13 protein-coding genes are annotated in these 20,158 nt (G+C 48.4%); 2 read left to right on the plus strand and 11 right to left on the minus strand.

Annotated features, from left to right (window positions below):
* Positions 1–220 precede the first annotated feature (220 nt).
* The 11 genes from O3C43_12285 to O3C43_12335 all read right to left on the minus strand — a co-directional run bounded on the left by O3C43_12285 (position 221) and on the right by O3C43_12335 (position 16,630).
* Complete coding sequence (locus tag O3C43_12285) at positions 221–2,371, minus strand: PQQ-binding-like beta-propeller repeat protein (GenBank protein ID MDA1067270.1); 2,151 nt, start codon at positions 2,369–2,371, stop codon at positions 221–223.
* An 18-nt stretch (positions 2,372–2,389) separates the two neighbouring features.
* Positions 2,390–3,658 carry a galactonate dehydratase gene (dgoD, locus tag O3C43_12290; GenBank protein MDA1067271.1) on the minus strand — a complete coding sequence of 423 codons (1,269 nt, stop codon included), beginning with the start codon at positions 3,656–3,658 and terminating at the stop codon, positions 2,390–2,392.
* A 126-nt stretch (positions 3,659–3,784) separates the two neighbouring features.
* Positions 3,785–4,606, minus strand: coding sequence for a TIM barrel protein (locus O3C43_12295; GenBank protein ID MDA1067272.1), 822 nt, complete (start codon positions 4,604–4,606; stop codon positions 3,785–3,787).
* A gap of 127 nt (positions 4,607–4,733) precedes the next feature.
* Positions 4,734–5,585, minus strand: coding sequence for an isochorismatase family protein (locus O3C43_12300; protein MDA1067273.1), 852 nt, complete (start codon positions 5,583–5,585; stop codon positions 4,734–4,736).
* A gap of 132 nt (positions 5,586–5,717) precedes the next feature.
* A complete protein-coding gene (locus O3C43_12305; protein MDA1067274.1) occupies positions 5,718–7,052 on the minus strand; it encodes a sulfatase-like hydrolase/transferase in 1,335 nt (444 codons plus the stop codon).
* A gap of 57 nt (positions 7,053–7,109) precedes the next feature.
* A complete protein-coding gene (locus O3C43_12310) occupies positions 7,110–8,030 on the minus strand; it encodes a peptidyl-alpha-hydroxyglycine alpha-amidating lyase family protein (protein ID MDA1067275.1) in 921 nt (306 codons plus the stop codon).
* A 158-nt stretch (positions 8,031–8,188) separates the two neighbouring features.
* On the minus strand, positions 8,189–9,706 hold the full coding sequence (locus O3C43_12315; protein MDA1067276.1) for a sulfatase-like hydrolase/transferase: 1,518 nt from the start codon (positions 9,704–9,706) through the stop codon (positions 8,189–8,191).
* 31 nt (positions 9,707–9,737) lie between these two features.
* A complete protein-coding gene (locus O3C43_12320; GenBank protein ID MDA1067277.1) occupies positions 9,738–11,924 on the minus strand; it encodes a sulfatase-like hydrolase/transferase in 2,187 nt (728 codons plus the stop codon).
* A 38-nt stretch (positions 11,925–11,962) separates the two neighbouring features.
* Positions 11,963–13,366 carry a sulfatase gene (locus O3C43_12325; protein ID MDA1067278.1) on the minus strand — a complete coding sequence of 468 codons (1,404 nt, stop codon included), beginning with the start codon at positions 13,364–13,366 and terminating at the stop codon, positions 11,963–11,965.
* Between the two features lie 175 nt (positions 13,367–13,541).
* Entirely contained in the window at positions 13,542–14,882 is a 1,341-nt protein-coding gene (locus tag O3C43_12330) for a sulfatase-like hydrolase/transferase (protein ID MDA1067279.1), read from the minus strand.
* A 128-nt stretch (positions 14,883–15,010) separates the two neighbouring features.
* Complete coding sequence (locus O3C43_12335; GenBank protein ID MDA1067280.1) at positions 15,011–16,630, minus strand: arylsulfatase; 1,620 nt, start codon at positions 16,628–16,630, stop codon at positions 15,011–15,013.
* A gap of 377 nt (positions 16,631–17,007) precedes the next feature.
* On the opposite strand from O3C43_12335, the gene O3C43_12340 reads away from it, so the two are divergent.
* Together O3C43_12340 and O3C43_12345 are read left to right on the plus strand one after the other, a co-directional pair.
* A complete protein-coding gene (locus O3C43_12340) occupies positions 17,008–18,390 on the plus strand; it encodes a sulfatase (protein ID MDA1067281.1) in 1,383 nt (460 codons plus the stop codon).
* 239 nt (positions 18,391–18,629) lie between these two features.
* Positions 18,630–20,066 carry a sulfatase gene (locus O3C43_12345; protein MDA1067282.1) on the plus strand — a complete coding sequence of 479 codons (1,437 nt, stop codon included), beginning with the start codon at positions 18,630–18,632 and terminating at the stop codon, positions 20,064–20,066.
* Positions 20,067–20,158 lie beyond the last annotated feature (92 nt).

Here is a 20,158-nt window from a genome sequence, read left to right on the forward strand (position 1 = left end):
AATTTTGAGAAGCTTAGGGTGAGACAATAAGTGAACTTATTAGTTATCTTCGGGCAATCTATAAAAAACAGGAGAAAACTCCTCTGCTATAAGCATCGAGCAATTGCAAAATAGTAGTGTCAGTTGCTTGCAACTCGACCTCCACCACCAATACAAGCATCGAAGCGAGCACGAGCCCTACATGCGTACTGAATCACCGACACGGCAAACACCTCCAGAATCATTCAGGCAAGGCGAAGGCGATAACGGCGTCCCCACTGGGCACCGGCGTTTTAGGCCCTCCTCCTGCGCAGATCACGACATACTGTTTTCCATTCAGCTCAAACACCGCAGGTGTGGCATTTCCGGCGTAGGGCATTTTATACTCCCACAGCACCTTGCCGGTAGCTGCATCGAACGCTCGCATTTTTTCATCAGCAGTTGCGCCGATGAAAACAACACCTCCGGAAGTCGCGACCGCCCCACCCCAGTTGAGCGTACCGGTATTTCGTATACCTTTGGCAACGAGGTCCGGGTATTCCCCCAACGGAACCTTCCACTTGATCTCTGCCGTGTTCATATTCACGGCAGCCAGACTACCCCAGGGAGGTTTTATGGCAGGGTGCCCTTGATCGTCGAAAAAGCGCTTGTAACCATCCATGAGATAAACGGTTTTCATGGGCCTTGCCATCCTGTCCATTGGCTTGTCACTGGGATCCCTCAGAAATGCCAGCAAGGCCTGAATATTATCATCCGGCAAATTTTTAAACGGAGGCATGGTCCCTTTACCCAGACGAATGGACGTAAGGATATCCGTGTCGCTTCTTGCAGATAGGTCCTGCAGTGATGGCATGACAGGTGGCGCACCTTGAAGCTCCAGGCCATGACAGGCGACACAGTTAGCCTGGTAAAGTAAGCGACCTTTGTTTTCAGGACTGAGTCCTCTATCGTCTAGCAGGGTCGTAACCGGAAGCATATCAATCAGGTTGGGCATCTCATTCACGTTCACAAACAGCGTGCGACTGCCGGGATCGAAAGAAGCGCCATGCCATTCCATGCCACCACTCATTCCGGGCAGTTGCACGGAGGGCTCCAAGCTCGAAGGCGTAAACATTTTCGAGCCCTTGTATTTCTTAAAAACTTCACTCACATAAGCGTGAATCTCAGGTGTTACATCCGATAAATCCGCTTCGTTAAATTCCTGACGGACCAAAGCGGGAGGCTTCAACGGATATGGCTGAGTTGGCCACGTTTTTTCGCCGGGTATAGTTGACGGCGGCACCGAACGTTCTTCCACTCCAAAAACCGGCTCACCCGTATTGCGGTCGAGGACAAAAATGAACCCCTGTTTCGTGAGCTGAACAACGACATCCCGATCATACCCATCTTGCGATATAGTGATGAGGATGGGCGCTGGTGGATTGTCCATATCCCAAATGTCATGGTGTGTTGTCTGGTAGTGCCATATTCGTTTTCCAGTGCGTGCGTCCAAAGCAAGAACACAGTTTCCAAACAGATTTTGTCCATGCCGATTGGCACCATAAAAATCATAAGTCGGAGAACCCACCCCGGCAAATACCCATCCTCGATCTTCGTCGACCGTAAGCCCTCCCCAGGGATTGGCACCTCCGTAAGTTTCCCCTTCAACCCATTCCCAGGTATCGTATCCAAATTCTCCTTCTTGAGGGATCGTGTGAAAAATCCAACGAAACTCTCCTGTGCGAGCATCCCAGGCACGAATATGACCTGGGGTAGAGCCAAACGTCTCACCTGTCCGCATACCTAAAATATAAAGGTCTTCAAAAATGACTCCAGGCGTGGTTGCCGACACAGATACCGGCACATCTCCAGCATCCATATTCTCACCTATATCCACAATACCATCCACGCCAAACTCCTGAACCAATTTTCCTGTTTTCGCATGGATAGCATAGAGAGACATTTCCATCGTATAAAACAACCGACCTTCCCCATCTTCTTCGAAATAAGTAAGTCCCCGATTCACAACCGAATAATTACTGTCAATTTGCTCCTGCGTCCTCGCATCGAAATCCCAAATCTCACGACCCGTTGCCGCGTCCAAGGCAATAACACGGCCCCCTGGAGAAACTATGTAAAGAAAGCCGTCGATCATCAATGGATTATTCTGAAACACAGAACGGTTGGTATGATCGCCTGTATTGAATTGCCAAATGGGCTCCAACAGATGGACGTTCTCCTTGTTTATCTGGTCCAACTCGGAAAACTGGTTCGCACCCTGGTCACCCCGATAGATACCCCAATCCCTGTAATTGTTAAAGTCGCTTCGTTTCTGAACGTTTTCAATTTTTCCACAGCCAGCCCAAAGGCCAACAAAGCATATTCCAAGAAGCAGGGAAACAGGTCTAATCATAGATGTCGTTTACAGTTTTTAGAAATCTCTTACAGATCCATCCTTGGCCTGCAAGTATGGTTGCATCGGAACTTTTCCAAAAGGAATACTCGCAGCCTCTGCCTCATCGAAGCTGACTCCCAGTCCGTTCCCTTCCAGGGGAAGAGCATAGCCATCGACAACCGTTGGGAAAGGTCTAACTACTTTTGGATCCTGTTCAGCCCGATTCACCCAGCCTCCTTCCATCATGGTTACGTTCGGGATTGCCAATGCGGCATGTAAAGTAGCGGCGGAACCAAGAGGGCCTGCGTTGTTATGAGGCACCAGGTTGATATAATAGACCTCGGCCATGGCGGCGATTTTCTTCATTTCGCTGATGCCGCCACAATGATTCACATCCGGACGAATGTAATTTACATACTGCTTTTCAATTGTCTCCCGGCAATCCCACTTACTGTGATACCGCTCACCAATCGCCAGTGGCTGGTCTGTGTGCTCACGCAACCATTTCAAAGCCTCGGGATTTTCATGGCGGATAGGGTCTTCAATAAAAAAGGGCCGGAAAGGCTTGGCTAACTCGAAAAGTTTTAGAGCCCATTCAGGATCGTAGCGGCCGTGAACTTCCAGAATCAAATCGACATCCTCACCCACCGCCTCACGCATGGCTTCCAGATACTCGATTTGCTGGTACACTGCGGTCTTGTGGTCGTGAAAATCATTGGCATCGTGATTATGAAACGCCCGGAAACGTATCGCCGTGATCCCACGCGAAGCTCTCTCCTTGGCCTGAGTTGCCGCTTCCGCAGCTGTCATTCCGGTCACATGACCATACACTCTGACCGAGGTGCGAGCTAACCCGCCTAGTAACTGATAAACCGGCATACCAGCAAGCTTGCCCTTGATATCCCAAAGCGCCTGATCAATTCCGGCGATCGCGGTGCCCGTGGACGGTCCTCCCCGTTGGAATCGCCTGCGGAAACAACTCTGCCAGAGGTACTCAATTCGCTGGGGATCTTCGCCGATCACATAAGGCGACAGATCCTTGAGCATTCCTTCCACGCTATAAGGTAGAAAATGATTGGTCGCATCGCCATACCCCACAATCCCGGCATCTGTTTCAATTCGAACAAAGACGTCCCGACCCGTCATGATCGTATCCATTTTGGTGATCTTTATTTTGGGGATCTTGCGATTGGACAAATCGACGGGAATTCTTGGTGTGTTGTTCTGAGCAAGCGATGGAGCTGCACCGATGGCCAAAAGGGCACTGCTTCCAGCGAAGGTCTTGAGAAGTTTTCTGCGATTCATAAGTGATTTGAGTAGAATTTTGTACTAAAAAAGGGGGACTTAAGAGGTAGAAGCGAGCTTGCTCGCGAATCGAACTCACAAGGATTTTCGCGAGCAAGCTCGCTCCTACATTCTTATTCGGCAATCTCACAATCTTGATTGGATGGCACGTAATCCTTCAAGGTTTTCCTTGAGAGCGATCTCTGCATCCAGATCACTCTGATGACCTAGAATTCCAATAGGGCCGTCGTAGCCGGATTCCTTGATAATCCTTAACAGCGCTTCCTCATGCTCACCCTTGCCCAAGGCCAGTATTTTGGGATCAGGATCCGTATTCATTCCGTTCAGATTCAGGCAGTGAAGGTAAGGAAGCATAAGCTCCAAAGATTCCTTAAAATGGGAAATGTGCTCATGACCGTGATGCAGGTTGTAAACCAGTCCCACATGTTCAGCATCCGTGTTCGCTCGCAGCCAATCTACAACAGCCACCAGATTTTCCGGTTCACCTCCCCAGCCTCCATGGTTATAAAGGCCAAACTTGCAACCTAGCTCACGTGTTTTTTCAACCAAGGGCAGCAGACTCTTTCCAGCCAACTCCACACGCTCCTCTTGCGAATTTCCCTGTGGAGATGGTAAGGTCTTCCAGATTTGTGGGTGCAAATCATACTTCTCAAACAGGGCAAACGCTTCGGGGTGCTCTCCCCAGAAAGCAAAATACTCGATACCATATTTCTGGCACATCAAAATCTCTTCCTCAAATTCCGGCACATGTTTTTCACGCCAGTCGTAGGCGAACTTTCGGATTCCAAGCCGCTGTAACATTTGGGCCCGCTCTTCCGGGGAGCGTTCGTTTTTGTCGAAAGGAACAATACACCAGGCAACCAGATTGTCCTGACGGAATAAGTCGGAGGCAATTTTCTGATCAGCGCACCCCGCGACAAAGACCAAAAAGACCATAAGCAGCTTCATTTCAGTATTAGAAAGGATGGTGAAATTCGAATCGGCAGCAAGCTACCTCCTACACTTCGACTTGAAGCCGACAAATGTAGGAGGTAGCTTGCTGCCGAAAAACGGAGTCCTATGCGCGATAATCTGATCACTTTTTTATCCCCGCAAATACGAAGGGTTTACCGCCAAGAAAATCCGCACTGGTGATGGTTGGACACCAGTATTTTTCGACATGATCGACGACTAAATCAGTTCCGGAAAAATGGTCCACATAAGGTGGCATGCGAGAATTATACATCGTATCGGTCAGATCACGCATCAGGAATACATTTTGATCCTGGTAAACCATCTGCCGGATAGAGAATGGCCGCCCCAAGACGCACATATTCAAATGTACTCCCATAGCGATGACATTGGTGATACCTCGTTGCTTCATCAGGTTATAGGCTTCTGCAGAATCAGTGATCGCGTCACCGTCTTTTATCTCTATGGCTTCTATCTGACGCGACCATGCTTTATAGTTTTTACACATTGGTTCGTCGTCACAGCCTCCATCAGAATCGTCGATGGGCAACGCCGCTTCGTTTTCGGGATCAAGGTGACACCAGGTTTGCAAAGGAACCTTGGCTTCCACAACCGGTGCCGACATAGCCAATTTCCGGGCAGGATGATCTTTGTAGAAATCCAAAGTATTGCTCGGGCAATGGATAATCAATACACCCTGCTCACGGGCTTTTGAGATAACTGCATTCATCCTGGGAGCCATTTCGGCCACTCGCTGCGTTGCACCTTTACACCAGTGTTTATCCCACATGTCACAAACGACAATGGCGGTTTGTTCAGCTACTAAAGTCCTCTTTTCATTCATCAGGCCGAAGGTGCCATCAGCCGTTTTATTCTGATACCGCGTATTTAAATCCAACTCAGTTGCGACGAGGAGGCTCTCGTTAATGGAAGCTAAAACAAACAGGAAATAGAATATTGCCGTAAACTTTCTCATGGGATCTGACACGCTTTGTAGGAGCTGCTTCAGCTGCGATGCAAAAATGGTCATTCTTATGAATAGCACTAACAGACAATCGCAGCTGTCTCCTACATTTTTAAAATAGTTATTCGAAATTACAGTGGCCATTCAATTCACCACTTTTGGTAGAGTACCTTGCACGCGATCATAGTCTATTCTTTTCCCTTGGGACGGATAGGAATCCAGTACCTCCTGAAGTTTCTCACGCGCGCGTTTAACACGGTTGTTTTCGCTCCCTTCTTTGGAAGGTTTCTTTTCCAGCACATCCTCAATGGCGTCATAGAGATCACCGTTTCCGTAAAGTTTGTAACGCTCATCCCTCGCATAACGTACTTCCCAGTGATTATACATTTCGTCAAATTTTTGACTGTAGGGACGAGGGAAATAGTAACCGTAAATAAAATCCCGTTTGGTCCCCTGTTCACCGATACACTGCGGCCAGAAGCTCCATCCGTCACCGTCGGAGATGGCCTTGGGAGGCAGGCCAGTCGCTTCCACTATGGTTGGGAAAAAATCCGAGAAGGCAATCAGGTCCTGGTTTAACTGACCTTGAGGAATGGTACCAGGAAGATTAACGATGAGAGGAACGTGCGTGCCATGATCCTTGGTAAATCCTTTTCCACCTTGAATTTGCTCACCCTTGAATTCCGACGTCAGGACATGATTCGTTCCATTGTCCGCTGTAAAGACAACTAAGGTATTCTCCCGTATGCCCAACTCATCCAGTGTGTCTACGATCCGACCAACCAGAAAGTCTACGTATTGAACCATATCGATGAAGTTCTTCTTATCATCCTTAGACTCTTTGTCAGTACTGTGAGGAGTTGGTGGAAATGGATTATGGGGAAGTATCAAAGGGTTATATACAAAAAAGGGTTTATCTTTGTTCTCCTTGATGAAATCCAATAAGAAATTGTTAACTACTGTGGGGCCATAAGATCCTTCAGGCAATTCGAGCACCTTGCCATCTTGGTCAATCGACGGGTTCCAATAACGTTCACGCCCGGTAGTGGGCAAATTCCAAAGACAGTAGGTATCGAACCCGGCTTCCGTTGGCGATATTCCATCGTCATTATTCATCAGCTGCCACTTGCCACCCACCGCCGTTTTGTAGCCATTCTTTTTAAAATGATTTCCGAATGTCGGCTCTCCTTTGGGGAATATGCCAAAATCCACATAATTAAACACATTGGATTTACCCGTCATCAGATTCACCCGGCTCGGGGTGCACAAGGGAGTTGAATGACAATTTTCAAATCGTATCCCCTCTTCAGCCAGTTTATCCAATCGAGGCGTCGAATACTCCTTACTGCCATAACTACTGAAGCACTCAAATCCAACATCGTCGCAAAGAATAAGTACAACATTGAGCGGCTTGACTCCGAAGGTCGAAAGGCTTAAAAAAAGAAAAGTCGTCAGCAGCGTGGTCCAAATACGTATCATCGTAATATCAGTTTTGAATAATTAAAGTAGAAGCTAACGGTTACTTGAGCTTGCCCTTTACTTGGAGAGTACAAATTTCTGGATACGTTGGTTGACCGTCTCGGCAGTGTAGATGGCACCCTCATCGTCGACAGCCAGGCTGTGCACCTGGTGCAACTGACCCGGGGCTTGACCAGAAGAACCAAATCCACCGAGTACTTTGCCTTTGAGAGAAAGTTTCTGAACACGTCCAACGTCACCATCGCACATCCAGATCACTTTTTCACGAAGATCGAAGGCGACATTCCACGGCGTTCCGAGTCCATCCCACTTGGCGAGAAATTTTCCATTCTTGTCGAAGACCTGAATTCGTTTGTTTCCGCGATCTGCCACATAAATACGATCACGGTCGTCGAGAGTCAGGCCATGAACGAGGTTGAAAAGTCCGGGCGCGTCTCCTTGGCCTCCCCAGTGGGTAATGTAATCACCGTCAGGACTATACTTCGCCACGCGAGTATTTTTATAACCATCAGCGACATAGGCGTTCCCTTGACTGTCAAAGGCGACTCCGGCGGGGCGATTGAATGCGTAGTGCGTATCATCGGTCCCTTGTTTGGCACCGAAACTGCCAATGGTGAGTAGTGTTCGTCCCTCTTTCGAAAACTTAAATATCGTATGCGTCTCGCGGTCAACGAGCCACACGCCCCCGTCGGGGCCGATCCCCATGCCATGCGCCGCTCCCTGATGATTGGAAAGCGCTATGTCCTCAGGCCAGGCTTGAAGCAATTTTCCTTTTTTGGTGAATTGCATCACTGGCAGGGCGCTTCGAGTGTAATACCAAATAGAACCGTCGCCGGCGACGGAAACCGCCATACCTGCACCTGTGACGTAGTCGGCGGGCAGCGTTCCCCAGCCTTTGACCGGCTTGTAGGCTAACTCGGGCTGTGCCAGTAACGGCAGAACTGAAATAAACAAAAGAAAGAGAATTCGTCGGGTCATAATAGTGCTATTAAGGATTTATTCGAGTGGTGGAGTCTTAGATTTGGGGCTTTAGTGAAGAAGAAAAACAGACTTCATTGCGTTCTGCTTTCAATGTTTGTGAATGAATTAAGGAAACACAACTTGAATCCTGTTGATCGCTTCATTTGAAGACCATCCTAATACTTAAGCGACGATGAAGACACAGGATCTTGTAAATACACCAGTGCCGGATCATTGATCTCTTCCATTCGGCTCAGGAGCTTTTCATCAAGCTTTGCTATCAGTGATCGATGTGTTGGATTTGTTATTTCATTTTCTAATTCTTCGGGATCATCCGCCAGGTTAAAGAGCTCGTCGCGTTCAGATGCTAGTAAGTAACGAACAAGTTTCCATTGTGGAGTTCGCATCATACGCATCTCATCTACAAATTGACGCGCATACGCTTCACTGCTTGAATAAAAGCCAAACATATCGTTATCCCACTCGGTTGGAGATTCTCCCCGAAGGAGTGGTAAAATACCACGTCCTCGAAGCAATTTGTTTTCCGGATTGGGGATCCCTGCCATTTCGAGCAGAGTCGGATACCAGTCAAGATTTGATGTCGTCTCAGGAATACGAGTGCCTGCGGGTATCACGCCGGGCCAACGAACCATACTGGGAACGCGCACTGAATGGTCGTACATATTGGGGCGCATGTTGGTTCCGACATTGTGCGTCGCAGGAACCTCGTGATTCAAAATCCAGATACCGTTCCCTTTGTGCCAGATTCCATGATGCCCCATGTTGTAACCATGATCGGACGTAAAAATGACGACCGTATTTTCACTGAGTTTCAACTCATCCAAAGTCTGCATCACCCGTCCGAGGTTTCTATCCACGCTCCGCACAGATGCAAGATACTCGCGCATCATACCCGTAACCTTTTTTGTATCGAGGTCCGGGTAATCGGGTATCGCAATTTCGAGCTCACCTTCATAAGGTTCCATGTCCTCGGGTGCCACCGGTAGCCATTTGGTATGGGGAGCCCGTGTGTTCCAACATAGCAAAAATGGTTGCTTCTGATAGTCTGCAACATGCCCTTTTAGGAAGCCAATCACATGGTCGCCCAGAACATCCGCAGTGAGACCCTTATATTGTTTCTTCATTCCCTGTTCTTCCAATTCGGGATCTACCGTTTTGAAGCCGCCATGCCGATGGCCCATGAAATAATCGAATCCGTAGTTGGTCGGATAATAACGATCATTCATCCCCAGGTGCCACTTGCCAACCAGTCCGGTATGGTAACCAGCTTCTCGCAAGGCTTTGGCAAAGGTTGTTTCGTCGAGATTCAATCCATGATCCTGGTCAGCCGGCATAAACCAGTTGAATACACCTACTTCAAAACCATAACGTCCCGTCAGCGTAGCTGCCCGCGAAGGAGAACATACCGGCGTACTTACAAACGAATTTACCAAATAAGCACTTTGAGAAACCAGCTGATCCATGTGAGGTGTAAAAGCTTGTTCATTGCCAGAAGCGCCCAATGCCCATGCCGCCTGATCATCGGTACAGATGAACAGTATATTCGGTCGAGCCTGTCCGGCGGAATTTTCGGCAGGAGACCCGTTCGACGAATCGGCTCCATGGGTCCGGAGCAAAAAGCCAACCAGAACGAACAAGACTAAGTTCCGCACATGTGATATCCGCGCAGGCATGACTTCAACCAATTAGAAAAGAATAACCAGGTTACCGTCCATAGACTGGCGGCTTCCAGTCGTTTGGCAATTTTCCTTGAGGACGAACACCGAGCGAACCTTCAGGAATAGGATGATCTTCCGGTTGTTCAAGAGGTAAATTATCGGGCAGGTGTTTGATCTTGAAATCCTTGTATTGAATTTTCATCTCAGGGCCCACATGTACCTGGACAGCTAATACCCCGTCCAACGTCCGCCCTGCTTCATCGAAGTCGAGTAGGTCCGCGGTGGGATGGCCGTCGATCCAGTGTTGGTGATGATTGCCACGAACCAGAACGCGATAGTCGTGCCACTCGCCAGGTGCAAATTCCTTTACTGGCATGGTACCGACGACCCAAGGTTGTCCGTCGGGATCGACAATTACTTTTTCGCCGGTGTGCGACAGAATGCGCCTACCCTTTTCTTCATAGAGCATGCCGTTGTAGTTGGGGTTGTTGGCGACAACGTCTGCCTGGTAACCGGTCACAATATCCAAACCCAGCTCGGGTGCCATAACTCCGCGATATTGAAGGCCACTGTTTCCACCAGGAGTGACTTTCACCTTCACGCGAAGATCGAAGTTTTGGATGGTTGATCCTTTCCAGGAAATGAAACGGTTCATTTTAAGGGAGCCATCGGTAACGCCGGTAAGAACACCTCCTTCGCCAGACCAGTATTGTGGATCCCCCGACCAACTTCTGAGAATATTACCATCCAGTAAATCGACAAAACCATCGGAACCCGGTTTAACGGTGACTGCAGCGGACGCTACGGGGTACGGATCGGTGGACTTGGTAAACGCACCCTTTAGTGGTTCAAGTGGTCCGCCATAAGCGGTAACCGTTTTGTCGGTACGCTCGCGAAGGTCTTCAAGAACCTTTTTAAACTTCGAGCTACCTACCAGGTTAACCAGCTCGTCGGGATCGTTTTTCAGATCATGCAGAAATTCATGCTTACCGTGATCGACATAGCGGACATATTTGTAGCGCTCAGTGCGGATACCTTCATAGGCGGGAATCCGATTCCGCACGGCAAAGTGTTCATGAAAGGTTTCGGCCCGCCAATCCTTCGGCTTCTTTCCGGAAACCACAGGAGCCAGACTACGTCCCTGGTATCTTTCCGGCACGGGAACGCCTGCCCAATCAAGGAAGGTCGATGGCAAATCTAGGTTCAATGCCAACGCTTCAGTTTTCTTACCTTGCTGACGGCGAGAAACTCGAGGGTCCATGATTATCATGGGCACACCAATGGATTCCTCGTAGTGAGACCACTTGCCTGCAAAACCTCGGTTACCCTTGTGGTAGCCGTTGTCAGCCGTGTAGACGATGATCGTATTATCGGCCAATCCGGCTTCTTCCAATGCTTGAACAAATCGACCTATAGCTCCGTCGATACCGCTGACCATGCGGTAATAAGCACGCATGTTGATCTGATATTTCTCATCGGTATTCCATCTCCAGAAATAGCGCTCACGATTAATGGTGGTTTTCAAGAAGTCGGGTTGACTATCGAAAATCTCTGGTGTGTCCAAACGGGGAGGATCGAAGGTAACATCCTCATACATTCCATCCACCGCACGCGGCCAGGGAAAGTGCCCGATGCCTGGACGGCGATCACTATCCTCCGCGTGGCAGGCGTTGAACCACATGTTAAGAGCAAAGGGTTTGTCTTTGGGTTGGTTCTTCAAGAACTCAATACCCCGATCGACGATGATCTCGGTTTCGTGCCGAAGAGATCCGTCAGGCTGTTTTTTATAGAAAGGATTACGAGAGATTGCTTCGAATTCATCAAAGTGATCCTCCGGCTTGTAACCCTGTGGCATTTTAGCATGCCATTTCCCGAAATACCCCGTACGGTAGCCACGTTCTCTCAGGAGATCCGAGTAAAGTGTCTCCACCGCATCAGCCCGCGCCTGATCGTGATTGCCTGGCGTTCCATAACTGCGACCCGTGAGACCAGTAAGAATCGTTGTGCGACTCACCCAGCAAATGGCCTGGCTGACAAATGCATGTTGAAAAAGGGTTCCTCGATCGGCCAAACGATCAATGTTCGGGGTCTGAACAATTGGATTTCCATAACAGGCCAATGAGTCGGAGGTCTGATCATCCGTGAAGAAGAATACAATATTTGGGGGTCTTTCGTTAGCAGCGAATAATGCATTCGCGCACAGGACGAACAAGAAAAGGAACTTAGATTTCATGATAATTGAAAAGTATACAGAGGAGTCTATTAATTTTGTTAACCGCGTTGCAAGCCAGCGGCGGCAACTCTGGCATTGAGTTTTGCTCTTTGCGTTACAAGCACTCTGGCATATTTTGGATCTCCTGCCAGGTTCGTAAACTGCTTGGGATCTTTTTTCATATCGTACAGTTCCTCAGTATCATCTTTATAGTGAATGTAGGTCCACGCATCGCCACGAATGGCGAAACCACTTCCGCCATTTCCCACACTGAAAGCTTCTTCACGAACCGAACCACCCGGGTTTTTTAACAGTGGAACCAAACTCTTCCCCTGGACCGTCTCTGGAACTGAGATCCCCATCAAATCTGAAACGGTGGGATACATATCCACGAGTTCCACGAAGGCATCTGACCTGCCCGGCTTTAATCCAGGAGCCGAAATAATAAGAGGCACGCGTGTAACGTCTTCATGCAAATTGTTCTTCTGCCAGAATGTGTGCTCTCCCAAGTGATAGCCGTGATCGCTCATAAACACGATGGCGGTGGATTCGCGCAATCCCAGCCGCTCCAATTCCTCCACAATCCGGCCCAGCTGTTCATCCATGTAAGTGATGGTCGCGTAATAGGCGGCCCACATACGCTTCTGGTTATCCGGATAAAGCCCGATCGGATCGGTATCGCTTCTCACAGCGGTGTATCCAATTTCCGGAATATCGTCGAGATCGCCTTCCACTTGTTCGGGCAATGATACATCCGTGTAGGGATACTTATCGAAATATTGTTGCGGCGCGACATTGGGGTAATGCGGTCTCACAAATCCCGCGGCGATAAAGAATGGTTTGTCTTTGTGCTTTCGCAGAAGATCGATTGTTTTGGTGGCTGTTTTCCAATCGGGTTGATCCGAGCCGTCGCCTTCGTATTCCACGGAAACAAACCAACGATCTTTCTCCGCTGTGCTGGCCCGGTCCTTCATGCTCATGGTAAAAATATTGTGGTTAAACAGTGAATACTTTCCAGCGGTGTGGACTTCCAGGCCAGGCGAGTTAAACCGTTCTGTCCAGCACTCGGCATAGTCCTCACCGTTGGCGCCCTCAACGATATCACCCGGAACCTTCATATGGAAAATCTTTCCTACCCGGGCACTGTAAACGTCGTTGTTGATAAAATTCTGTCCCAGACTGGTTCCATGATCGCCCTTGTATCTACTGAACATGAATGATTGCCGGGATGGCCCGCAGGTCATGCCCTGACAATAGGCTCGATTAAAAACAACTCCCTGGGCAGCCAAGGCGTCGATGTTCGGCGTCTGCACGAGTGGATCGCCATAGCAGCTCAGAGTGCTGGCTTTCAAATCATCCGAAATCAAAAGGAGTACATTTTTTATTTTTGATTCAGCCGCAGAAGAAATCGTAAGAGTCAGACTAATACCAAAAAAGATCCGCAATTTTTTAAGATACATCATAAGTAATATTTTTGAATTATCAGCTTCACGCTTTTATTCTTAATGTTGGATGAATGGTAGGAGTAGCTGAGATAGGTTGAAAGGTGCCAAGCTGGGGCTTGGCGTTCCCGGGAAAATCGCAGCTAAAGCAGCTCCTACATTTTGATAGCAATTGATATGTGAAAAAAACATCTGCTTACTTTTCCAATCCCTTCGGACCGAATTCTGGCCGAAGTTTAGGGGATGTTTTAGGCATGGAATCAAGTGCCTTTTGTAGCATCTTCCTCGTGCGCTCGGCCTCTTTATTTCCAGATCCCTTTTTAATGTCTTTAATCTCCTGATGGTCCTCCACAGCGTAGTAGGACCCATCGTCATAGAGTTTATAATGCTGGTTTTGGGTCCAGATGATCTCGAGATTCCGAATTCCTTGACCGTGAGGCAAGGCAGCCGGAGTAAATTTAGGAAAATGATACTGATAAATCCAATCCCGAGGATTGCCTTTCTTGCCCTGTAACTGGGGCAAGAAACTAACTCCATCTAGCTCCACATCCGGAAGCTTGGCTCCCGCAATCTCTGCCAAGGTCGGGAGGATATCTGAGAATTCTATCAAATCGTCAGAGACAATTCCTTTCCGCACTAATCCAGGAGCATTCACAATGAGCGGCACATGAGACCCTCGCTCCGTGGCCAATCCCTTTTCCCCTTTTCGCTGCTCCTCGTGAAACGGATAGGTCAACGTTCGATTGGTTCCATTGTCTGCGGTAAAGATGACTATGGTGTTATCTCGAATCTTCAATTCCTCTAATTTGTCTACAATCTTACCCACAATTTTGTCGGCGTAGGAGACCATGTCTCGATAATTCTCCAGTGCTTCTTGCTGTTTGCTTCTTCCTTTGACTTGCACACTGTCCGGAGTCGGATCGAACGGATTATGGACTAGGATCATTGGATAATAGGCAAAAAAGGGTCCGTCCTTATTCTCCTCCATAAAGTTCATAAGGAAGTTCGAGACGATATCTGGGCCATAATCCGTTTCCTTTGTCTCAAGCAAGCGGCCATCCTGAACCAGACTAGGATGCCAAAACCGCGAAAGTGCTCCGCCAGGAAAATTCCAGAGACAGAAAGTATCAAAACCGTGATCCGAAGGAACTGAGCCATTGGGTTCACCATGAAGCTGCCATTTACCGGCCACGGCTGTTGCATAACCTGCATCCTTCAGCATACTTCCGAAGGTCTTCTCTTTATTGTCCAGACAGCCAAATATGACATAGTTTCGCACATTGGATCGCCCGGTCATGATTTTAACCCGGCTGGACGTACAGACCGGAGTCGAATAAGCGTGGTTAAACTTCACTCCTGATTGAGCCAACTTATCCAGACGAGGGGTGTGAAAATAATCACTTCCATAACAACTGTAGTTATCGACCGCCGAGTCATCCGCCATGATGAGGATGATATTCGGCTTCTTATCAGCTCCATCCGACAGTGGCAGAAGCACAGAAAAGGGCAGCAGATAGATGCCGATGCGTTTAATCAAAATGGGAACCGTTCTTGGAATTTTAGGGTATGACACATCACAAGAGAGAAACATTTGCGATGCCTAGGCAAGGCCAAGGTTTTGACCATTTTTCCTCCGATCCAGGAATGGGATGCCAATAAACTCGTCTAGATACTTGGAACCGATTCATGAATGTGGACAATGGGAGCGTTCGGGTCGACTTCCGCTGTAGCTCCAGGACCACCAGCACCACCAGGGCGACCGCCACCAGGACGACCACCACCTGGACCTCCGCGACCACCGCCGCCAGGACCACCGCGACCACCGCGACCACCGTCTGCAGCTCTAACAACTGCAAATTCAGCTGCATCGACTACCTTGTCCTGATTCGTATCAGCACTGTTGAAGGCATCAAGATCAGTATCCTCTATATCCCTCAAATAAATAATGTCATCGCCATCCGTATCATAACGACGCAGACCGCCCCGATTGCGACGATTTGTCTGAGGTGGAGCCTTCCTCACCCAATCGGCAGCAAATGCACTGTTACTAATTATTTTTTTAACTACAGCAGGGTATTTATCCGCCACATTCGTAGTCTCATTGGGATCCTCGTATATCTTGAAAAGCTCAATCAGTTCCGAGTCGGTTCCTTGGTTGGCACTTAAATTTGAATGAACCAACTTATAATCGCCCGAGTGCACAGAATAGGAGCTGGCATTACCGATAATCATATCCGTTTTCCGAGGACGGGCTTTACCGGTTTGCAGCGCATCCCAGACACTTTCACCATCAAAGGGCGTGTTTAGTTTTGTTCGAATGCCTAAAGCATCCACGAGGGTTGGGAAAACATCGTAAACAACCATTTGTTGTTCGCTCTTTACATTGGAAGGAATTTTCCCAGGCCAACGAATAGCCGCAGGCATCCGGGTTCCACCTTCGTACACCACTCCTTTGCGTCCGCGGAATTCACCGTTATCCGCACCGGCAGAGCCACCATTATCAGAGAAAAAGAGCACAATCGTATTATCCCGGATACCTTCGTTGTCGATGGTCTTAAGAATATTTCCGATAGCCACATCCAACACTTCCACCATGGCGCAATAGACCCGTCGGTCCATGTCTTCGATATGGGCGTATTTATCTACAAAGGACTGAGGTGCCTGCAAGGGTGTATGCGGCGCGGTGAAAGCGACATAGGAAAAGAATGGTTTTGATGTATCGCGTTCCCGAATCAGTCGACTGATTTCATTTCCAAATAAATCGGTCGCGTAACCGCCTTCATGAACGGTTTTTCCATCACGCCCCCAATCTAAATGATCGCCTCTACCATGCGTCCAGTAGTCGGGCCCGGCGCGCAAGGAACCGTAAGTATGATCGAACCCGCGGTTGATGGGCAGGTCACGTTGACTCAACATTCCCAAATGCCATTTGCCAGCCGTCATAGTCATATAACCGGCATCCTTGAAAGCTTCATTCATTAGCTGCTCGTCGTGTGTCAGAGTCATATTTCCCGGCATGGGGGAAAATATTCCGTGACGCATGGAAATGTGTCCTGTTAACAGGGAAGTTCTGGTGGGCGAGCATATCGGGTAAGCATAAAATCGGTTCAGCTCCGTTCCGTCTTTTACCAACTGATCGATATTGGGTGTTGAGGGTTCACCTCCGTGGTAACCAACATCCATCCAACCCTGATCGTCAGAAACTAAAATCAATACATTGGGTTTTGTTGTGGCGGCTGACAAACCCACGTTTGCAAACAATGCGCCCGTGAGGGTGACAAGCATTAGGAATAATCTTAAGAAATGCATACGCTTTCCAAGAAGTTCAGGGTTCGAGTGAGAAGCTGGGGGATTTGGAGCTAATTTCATCATTAGTTGAGCTAGTTGTTTTGTCCCGAGAGCTGAGTTCGAGCACGAAGTAGTTTTCCAAATTGTATACTTTGAAACGAACATCAAGAATGGAATTTGACACCCGACCGGATCCCCGACCTCAACGATATCTAATGTGTCCGCTCGTTCGAAATTGACCCATCTCGGCGCTTACCCATTTAGTTGATTGTTACCCAAGGTAATATCTCATAAGAAATGGTTCTTCGCTATTTTTAGTGGATCAATATAAAGCAGGCATTTTGAGTTTACCGGCTACGAAGTAAAAAATCATCATGAAACATACTAGTCTACTAACCTTCGCCTTAACTTTCCTCTCTATCGGTTCCTTTCATCTAATATCGGCCAAGAGTCCAAATATAGTGCTCATTCTAACAGACGACCAGGGCTGGAGCCAAATGTCTGATTACATGGATCCGGATTTGAGGTCATCCCGATCCACTTATCTTGAGACACCCAATATGAATCGTTTGATGAATGAGGGTCGGCGGTTTACCAGTGGTTATTCCCCTGCCCCACTCTGCACGCCAACCCGTCGGAGTATTCTGTGTGGCACCTCAGCCCCCAGAAGTGGAACGGAATTTGCAAGCCCCTCCTGGATCCCTTCGGAACATCTCACGATCCCCAAGGCACTTAAGTTAGCAAATCCGGATTATAAAACCGCCCATTTTGGTAAATGGGGTGAGCAAATGATTTCAACACCGGAAGAAAGCGGCTATGACCTCAGTGATGGAATGACCGGAAATATAACGGGAGGAATGCCAAAATCTTTAGGCATTGAATCAGGGAGTCACACCGAAGGACCTCCCCACTTCATCGACAACGAAGACCCAAAAAGAACCAAAACCATTACGCAACGTGCCATTGGGTTCATTAAAGATCAGGTCGAAAGCCAAAAACCTTTTTACGTCCAGGTCAGTTATTACGCGCAGCATCTCTCGGTGGTAACTTCCGATAGGATGCTAAAAAAATACCAGGACAAAGGTCCGACCGACCGGGCTTATCCCCACGCGTGGGCCGCCATGATGGAAGAACTGGATACAGGAATTGGTCAATTACTCGATACTTTGGCAGATTTAAAAATCACCGACAATACCTACGTGTTCTTTACAACGGATAATGGTGGTCGCGGAACGGTACCTGGTGGAGACAACACCAAGACAGCTCCGAACGCTCCGCTAACCGGTGCCAAGCATCATCTTTATGAGGGCGGCATCCGTGTTCCCTTTATGGTGTCCGGACCGGGAATAAAACCAGGATCCCTAAACAGAACGCCGGTGGCGGGCTATGACTTCCTTCCTACCTTCCATGCACTGGCCGGAGGAAACCAAAAACAACTGAGCAATGAAATTGATGGAGTCAGTTTGGTTCCTTTGTTTGCAGATTCAACGGTCGATTCATTCAAAAGACCCCAAGAAGCATTGTTCTTCCATCGCCCGCGAAACGGATATTCAGCCATTCGCCAAGGCTCCTACAAGCTCATGCTCTTTTGGAACAAGGATGGCTCTATAAAAAACCTCGAGCTGTCGAAAGTGGATAAAAACCCGACCGAAGAAGGAAGAAACATCGCCACTTCGCAACCAGCCATGGCGGAAGCACTGCAAAATAAGTTACTGGGATTCCTCTACCTGGTGAACGCTGAACGCGTAGTAAAGTAATCCGCTTTTTACGAAACAAGCTACATCCGTTTCCAGCACAAGTTATTCGCGAAGTAGTAATTGCAAGTAGGCGTCATTTTCGCCCGCCTGGGTTTGAGTTCTGATCAGTTGTTATCAATATGGTCTTCCAAAATCTTTCAATGACCCTACTCCGGTTTTTCAATTAGTATGGCACTTGACCGGGTTCAATCATGAGTGAACAATAGCCCCAGAATTTACCCTATTCACCATAAAGTTCCATGACTCGATTCTCACGTTCCCTAGGCGCTCTATTACTATTGTCTTTTCTGGCACCAATTTCCTATGCGGCTGAAAAGCTCCTTCGACCGGCTCAGGACAGGCCGAATTTTATCATCATTTTCTGTGACGATATGGGCTACGCGGATATTGGACCCTTCGGCGCGAAAGGTTACGAAACGCCCAACCTCAATCGCATGGCAGCGGAGGGAATGATTTTCACGGACTTCCATGTAGGTTACGCAGTTTGCAGTCCTTCGCGTTCGGCTATCCTGACGGGATGCTATCCCAAACGCATTAGCGTGAATGGTAACTTCGGGCCAACTTCCAAGACAGGTCTCCATCCCGACGAGATGACCATCGCGGATGTGCTGAAACAAGAGGGTTACGCCACAGCCTGTTTCGGGAAATGGCATTTGGGTCATGAAAAAGAGTTCTTACCGACCAGCCAGGGGTTTGATGAATTCTACGGGCTTCCCTACTCGCACGACATGTGGAATCTTCATCCGGAAAACGGTACCCGCTACAATTTCCCCGTGTTGCCTTTGTATGAGGGAACCAGGGTTATTAAAACCGAGTTGACCGTAGAGGACCAGAAATCCCACACGAGAAAACTGACCAGCCGAACGGTACAATTTATTGAGAAGAATAAGAATCATCCCTTTTTTATCTACTTGCCTCACCCACTACCTCACGTGCCGCTTTATACGGGTCCCTACTTTGAAGGAAAAACAAAACGAGGCACTTATGGCGATGTCGTCGAAGAGCTCGATTGGAGCGTAGGCCAAATACTCAAATCACTAGATAACAACGCCATTCGAGAAAACACCTTGGTGGTGTTCACCTCGGACAATGGACCCTGGTTACGTTATGGTGACCACGGTGGAAGTGCTGGCCCGCTGAGAGAAGGGAAAGGCACCTTTTTCGAAGGCGGCTATCGAGTTCCGGGAGTCATGAGTTGGCCAGGCAAGATCGAGCAAGGTGCCATTAATGATAAATTCGCTTCAACCATCGACCTCCTGCCCACCTTTGCCAAACTGGCTGGTGCAAGCTTGCCGAAAAACCGGCCCATTGATGGTGAAGATATTGGGCCACTACTCATGGGCAATGAACCCGAAAACTACAGCCGCGGTTTTTTATATTGGTCAGGACGTCGCCTCAGTGCAGTTCGCGGCGGAAAATGGAAACTCGTATTCCCCGGCAACTATACTGTTTGGAGTGGAGGCGGAGGCGGTTTACCCGGTCATGGCGAAAGCAGTGAGTCGATTGAACTGAGTCTTTTCAATCTTGATACCGATGTCGGTGAAACCACCAACGTGATCGACCAATATCCCAACATCGTAGCACGACTGCAAAGATTCGCCGCAGAAGCCCGTCTCGACCTCGGGGATGCGGAGACGCCCGGAACGGGCATAAGACCTTTGGGAGGACAGAAGTAACGAAACGAAATATTTTGTTTAAAATCCCAAGTTTTTCAGATCACATGAAAAAAGATTTTGCCCCATTTTTTATTTTGCAGGAGCAAATTTAT

The organism is Verrucomicrobiota bacterium, assembly GCA_027622555.1.
Lineage (GTDB): Bacteria > Verrucomicrobiota > Verrucomicrobiia > Opitutales > UBA2995 > UBA2995.

What these genes read in the sequence shown, in the direction of transcription:
- O3C43_12285 (MDA1067270.1), bottom strand. Translation starts at nt 2,371, where the DNA reads ATGATTAGACCTGTTTCCCTGCTTCTTGGAATATGCTTTGTTGGCCTT.
- dgoD (MDA1067271.1), bottom strand. Translation starts at nt 3,658, where the DNA reads ATGAATCGCAGAAAACTTCTCAAGACCTTCGCTGGAAGCAGTGCCCTT.
- O3C43_12295 (MDA1067272.1), bottom strand. Translation starts at nt 4,606, where the DNA reads ATGAAGCTGCTTATGGTCTTTTTGGTCTTTGTCGCGGGGTGCGCTGAT.
- O3C43_12300 (MDA1067273.1), bottom strand. Translation starts at nt 5,585, where the DNA reads ATGAGAAAGTTTACGGCAATATTCTATTTCCTGTTTGTTTTAGCTTCC.
- O3C43_12305 (MDA1067274.1), bottom strand. Translation starts at nt 7,052, where the DNA reads ATGATACGTATTTGGACCACGCTGCTGACGACTTTTCTTTTTTTAAGC.
- O3C43_12310 (MDA1067275.1), bottom strand. Translation starts at nt 8,030, where the DNA reads ATGACCCGACGAATTCTCTTTCTTTTGTTTATTTCAGTTCTGCCGTTA.
- O3C43_12315 (MDA1067276.1), bottom strand. Translation starts at nt 9,706, where the DNA reads ATGCCTGCGCGGATATCACATGTGCGGAACTTAGTCTTGTTCGTTCTG.
- O3C43_12320 (MDA1067277.1), bottom strand. Translation starts at nt 11,924, where the DNA reads ATGAAATCTAAGTTCCTTTTCTTGTTCGTCCTGTGCGCGAATGCATTA.
- O3C43_12325 (MDA1067278.1), bottom strand. Translation starts at nt 13,366, where the DNA reads ATGATGTATCTTAAAAAATTGCGGATCTTTTTTGGTATTAGTCTGACT.
- O3C43_12335 (MDA1067280.1), bottom strand. Translation starts at nt 16,630, where the DNA reads ATGCTTGTCACCCTCACGGGCGCATTGTTTGCAAACGTGGGTTTGTCA.
- O3C43_12340 (MDA1067281.1), top strand. Translation starts at nt 17,008, where the DNA reads ATGAAACATACTAGTCTACTAACCTTCGCCTTAACTTTCCTCTCTATC.
- O3C43_12345 (MDA1067282.1), top strand. Translation starts at nt 18,630, where the DNA reads ATGACTCGATTCTCACGTTCCCTAGGCGCTCTATTACTATTGTCTTTT.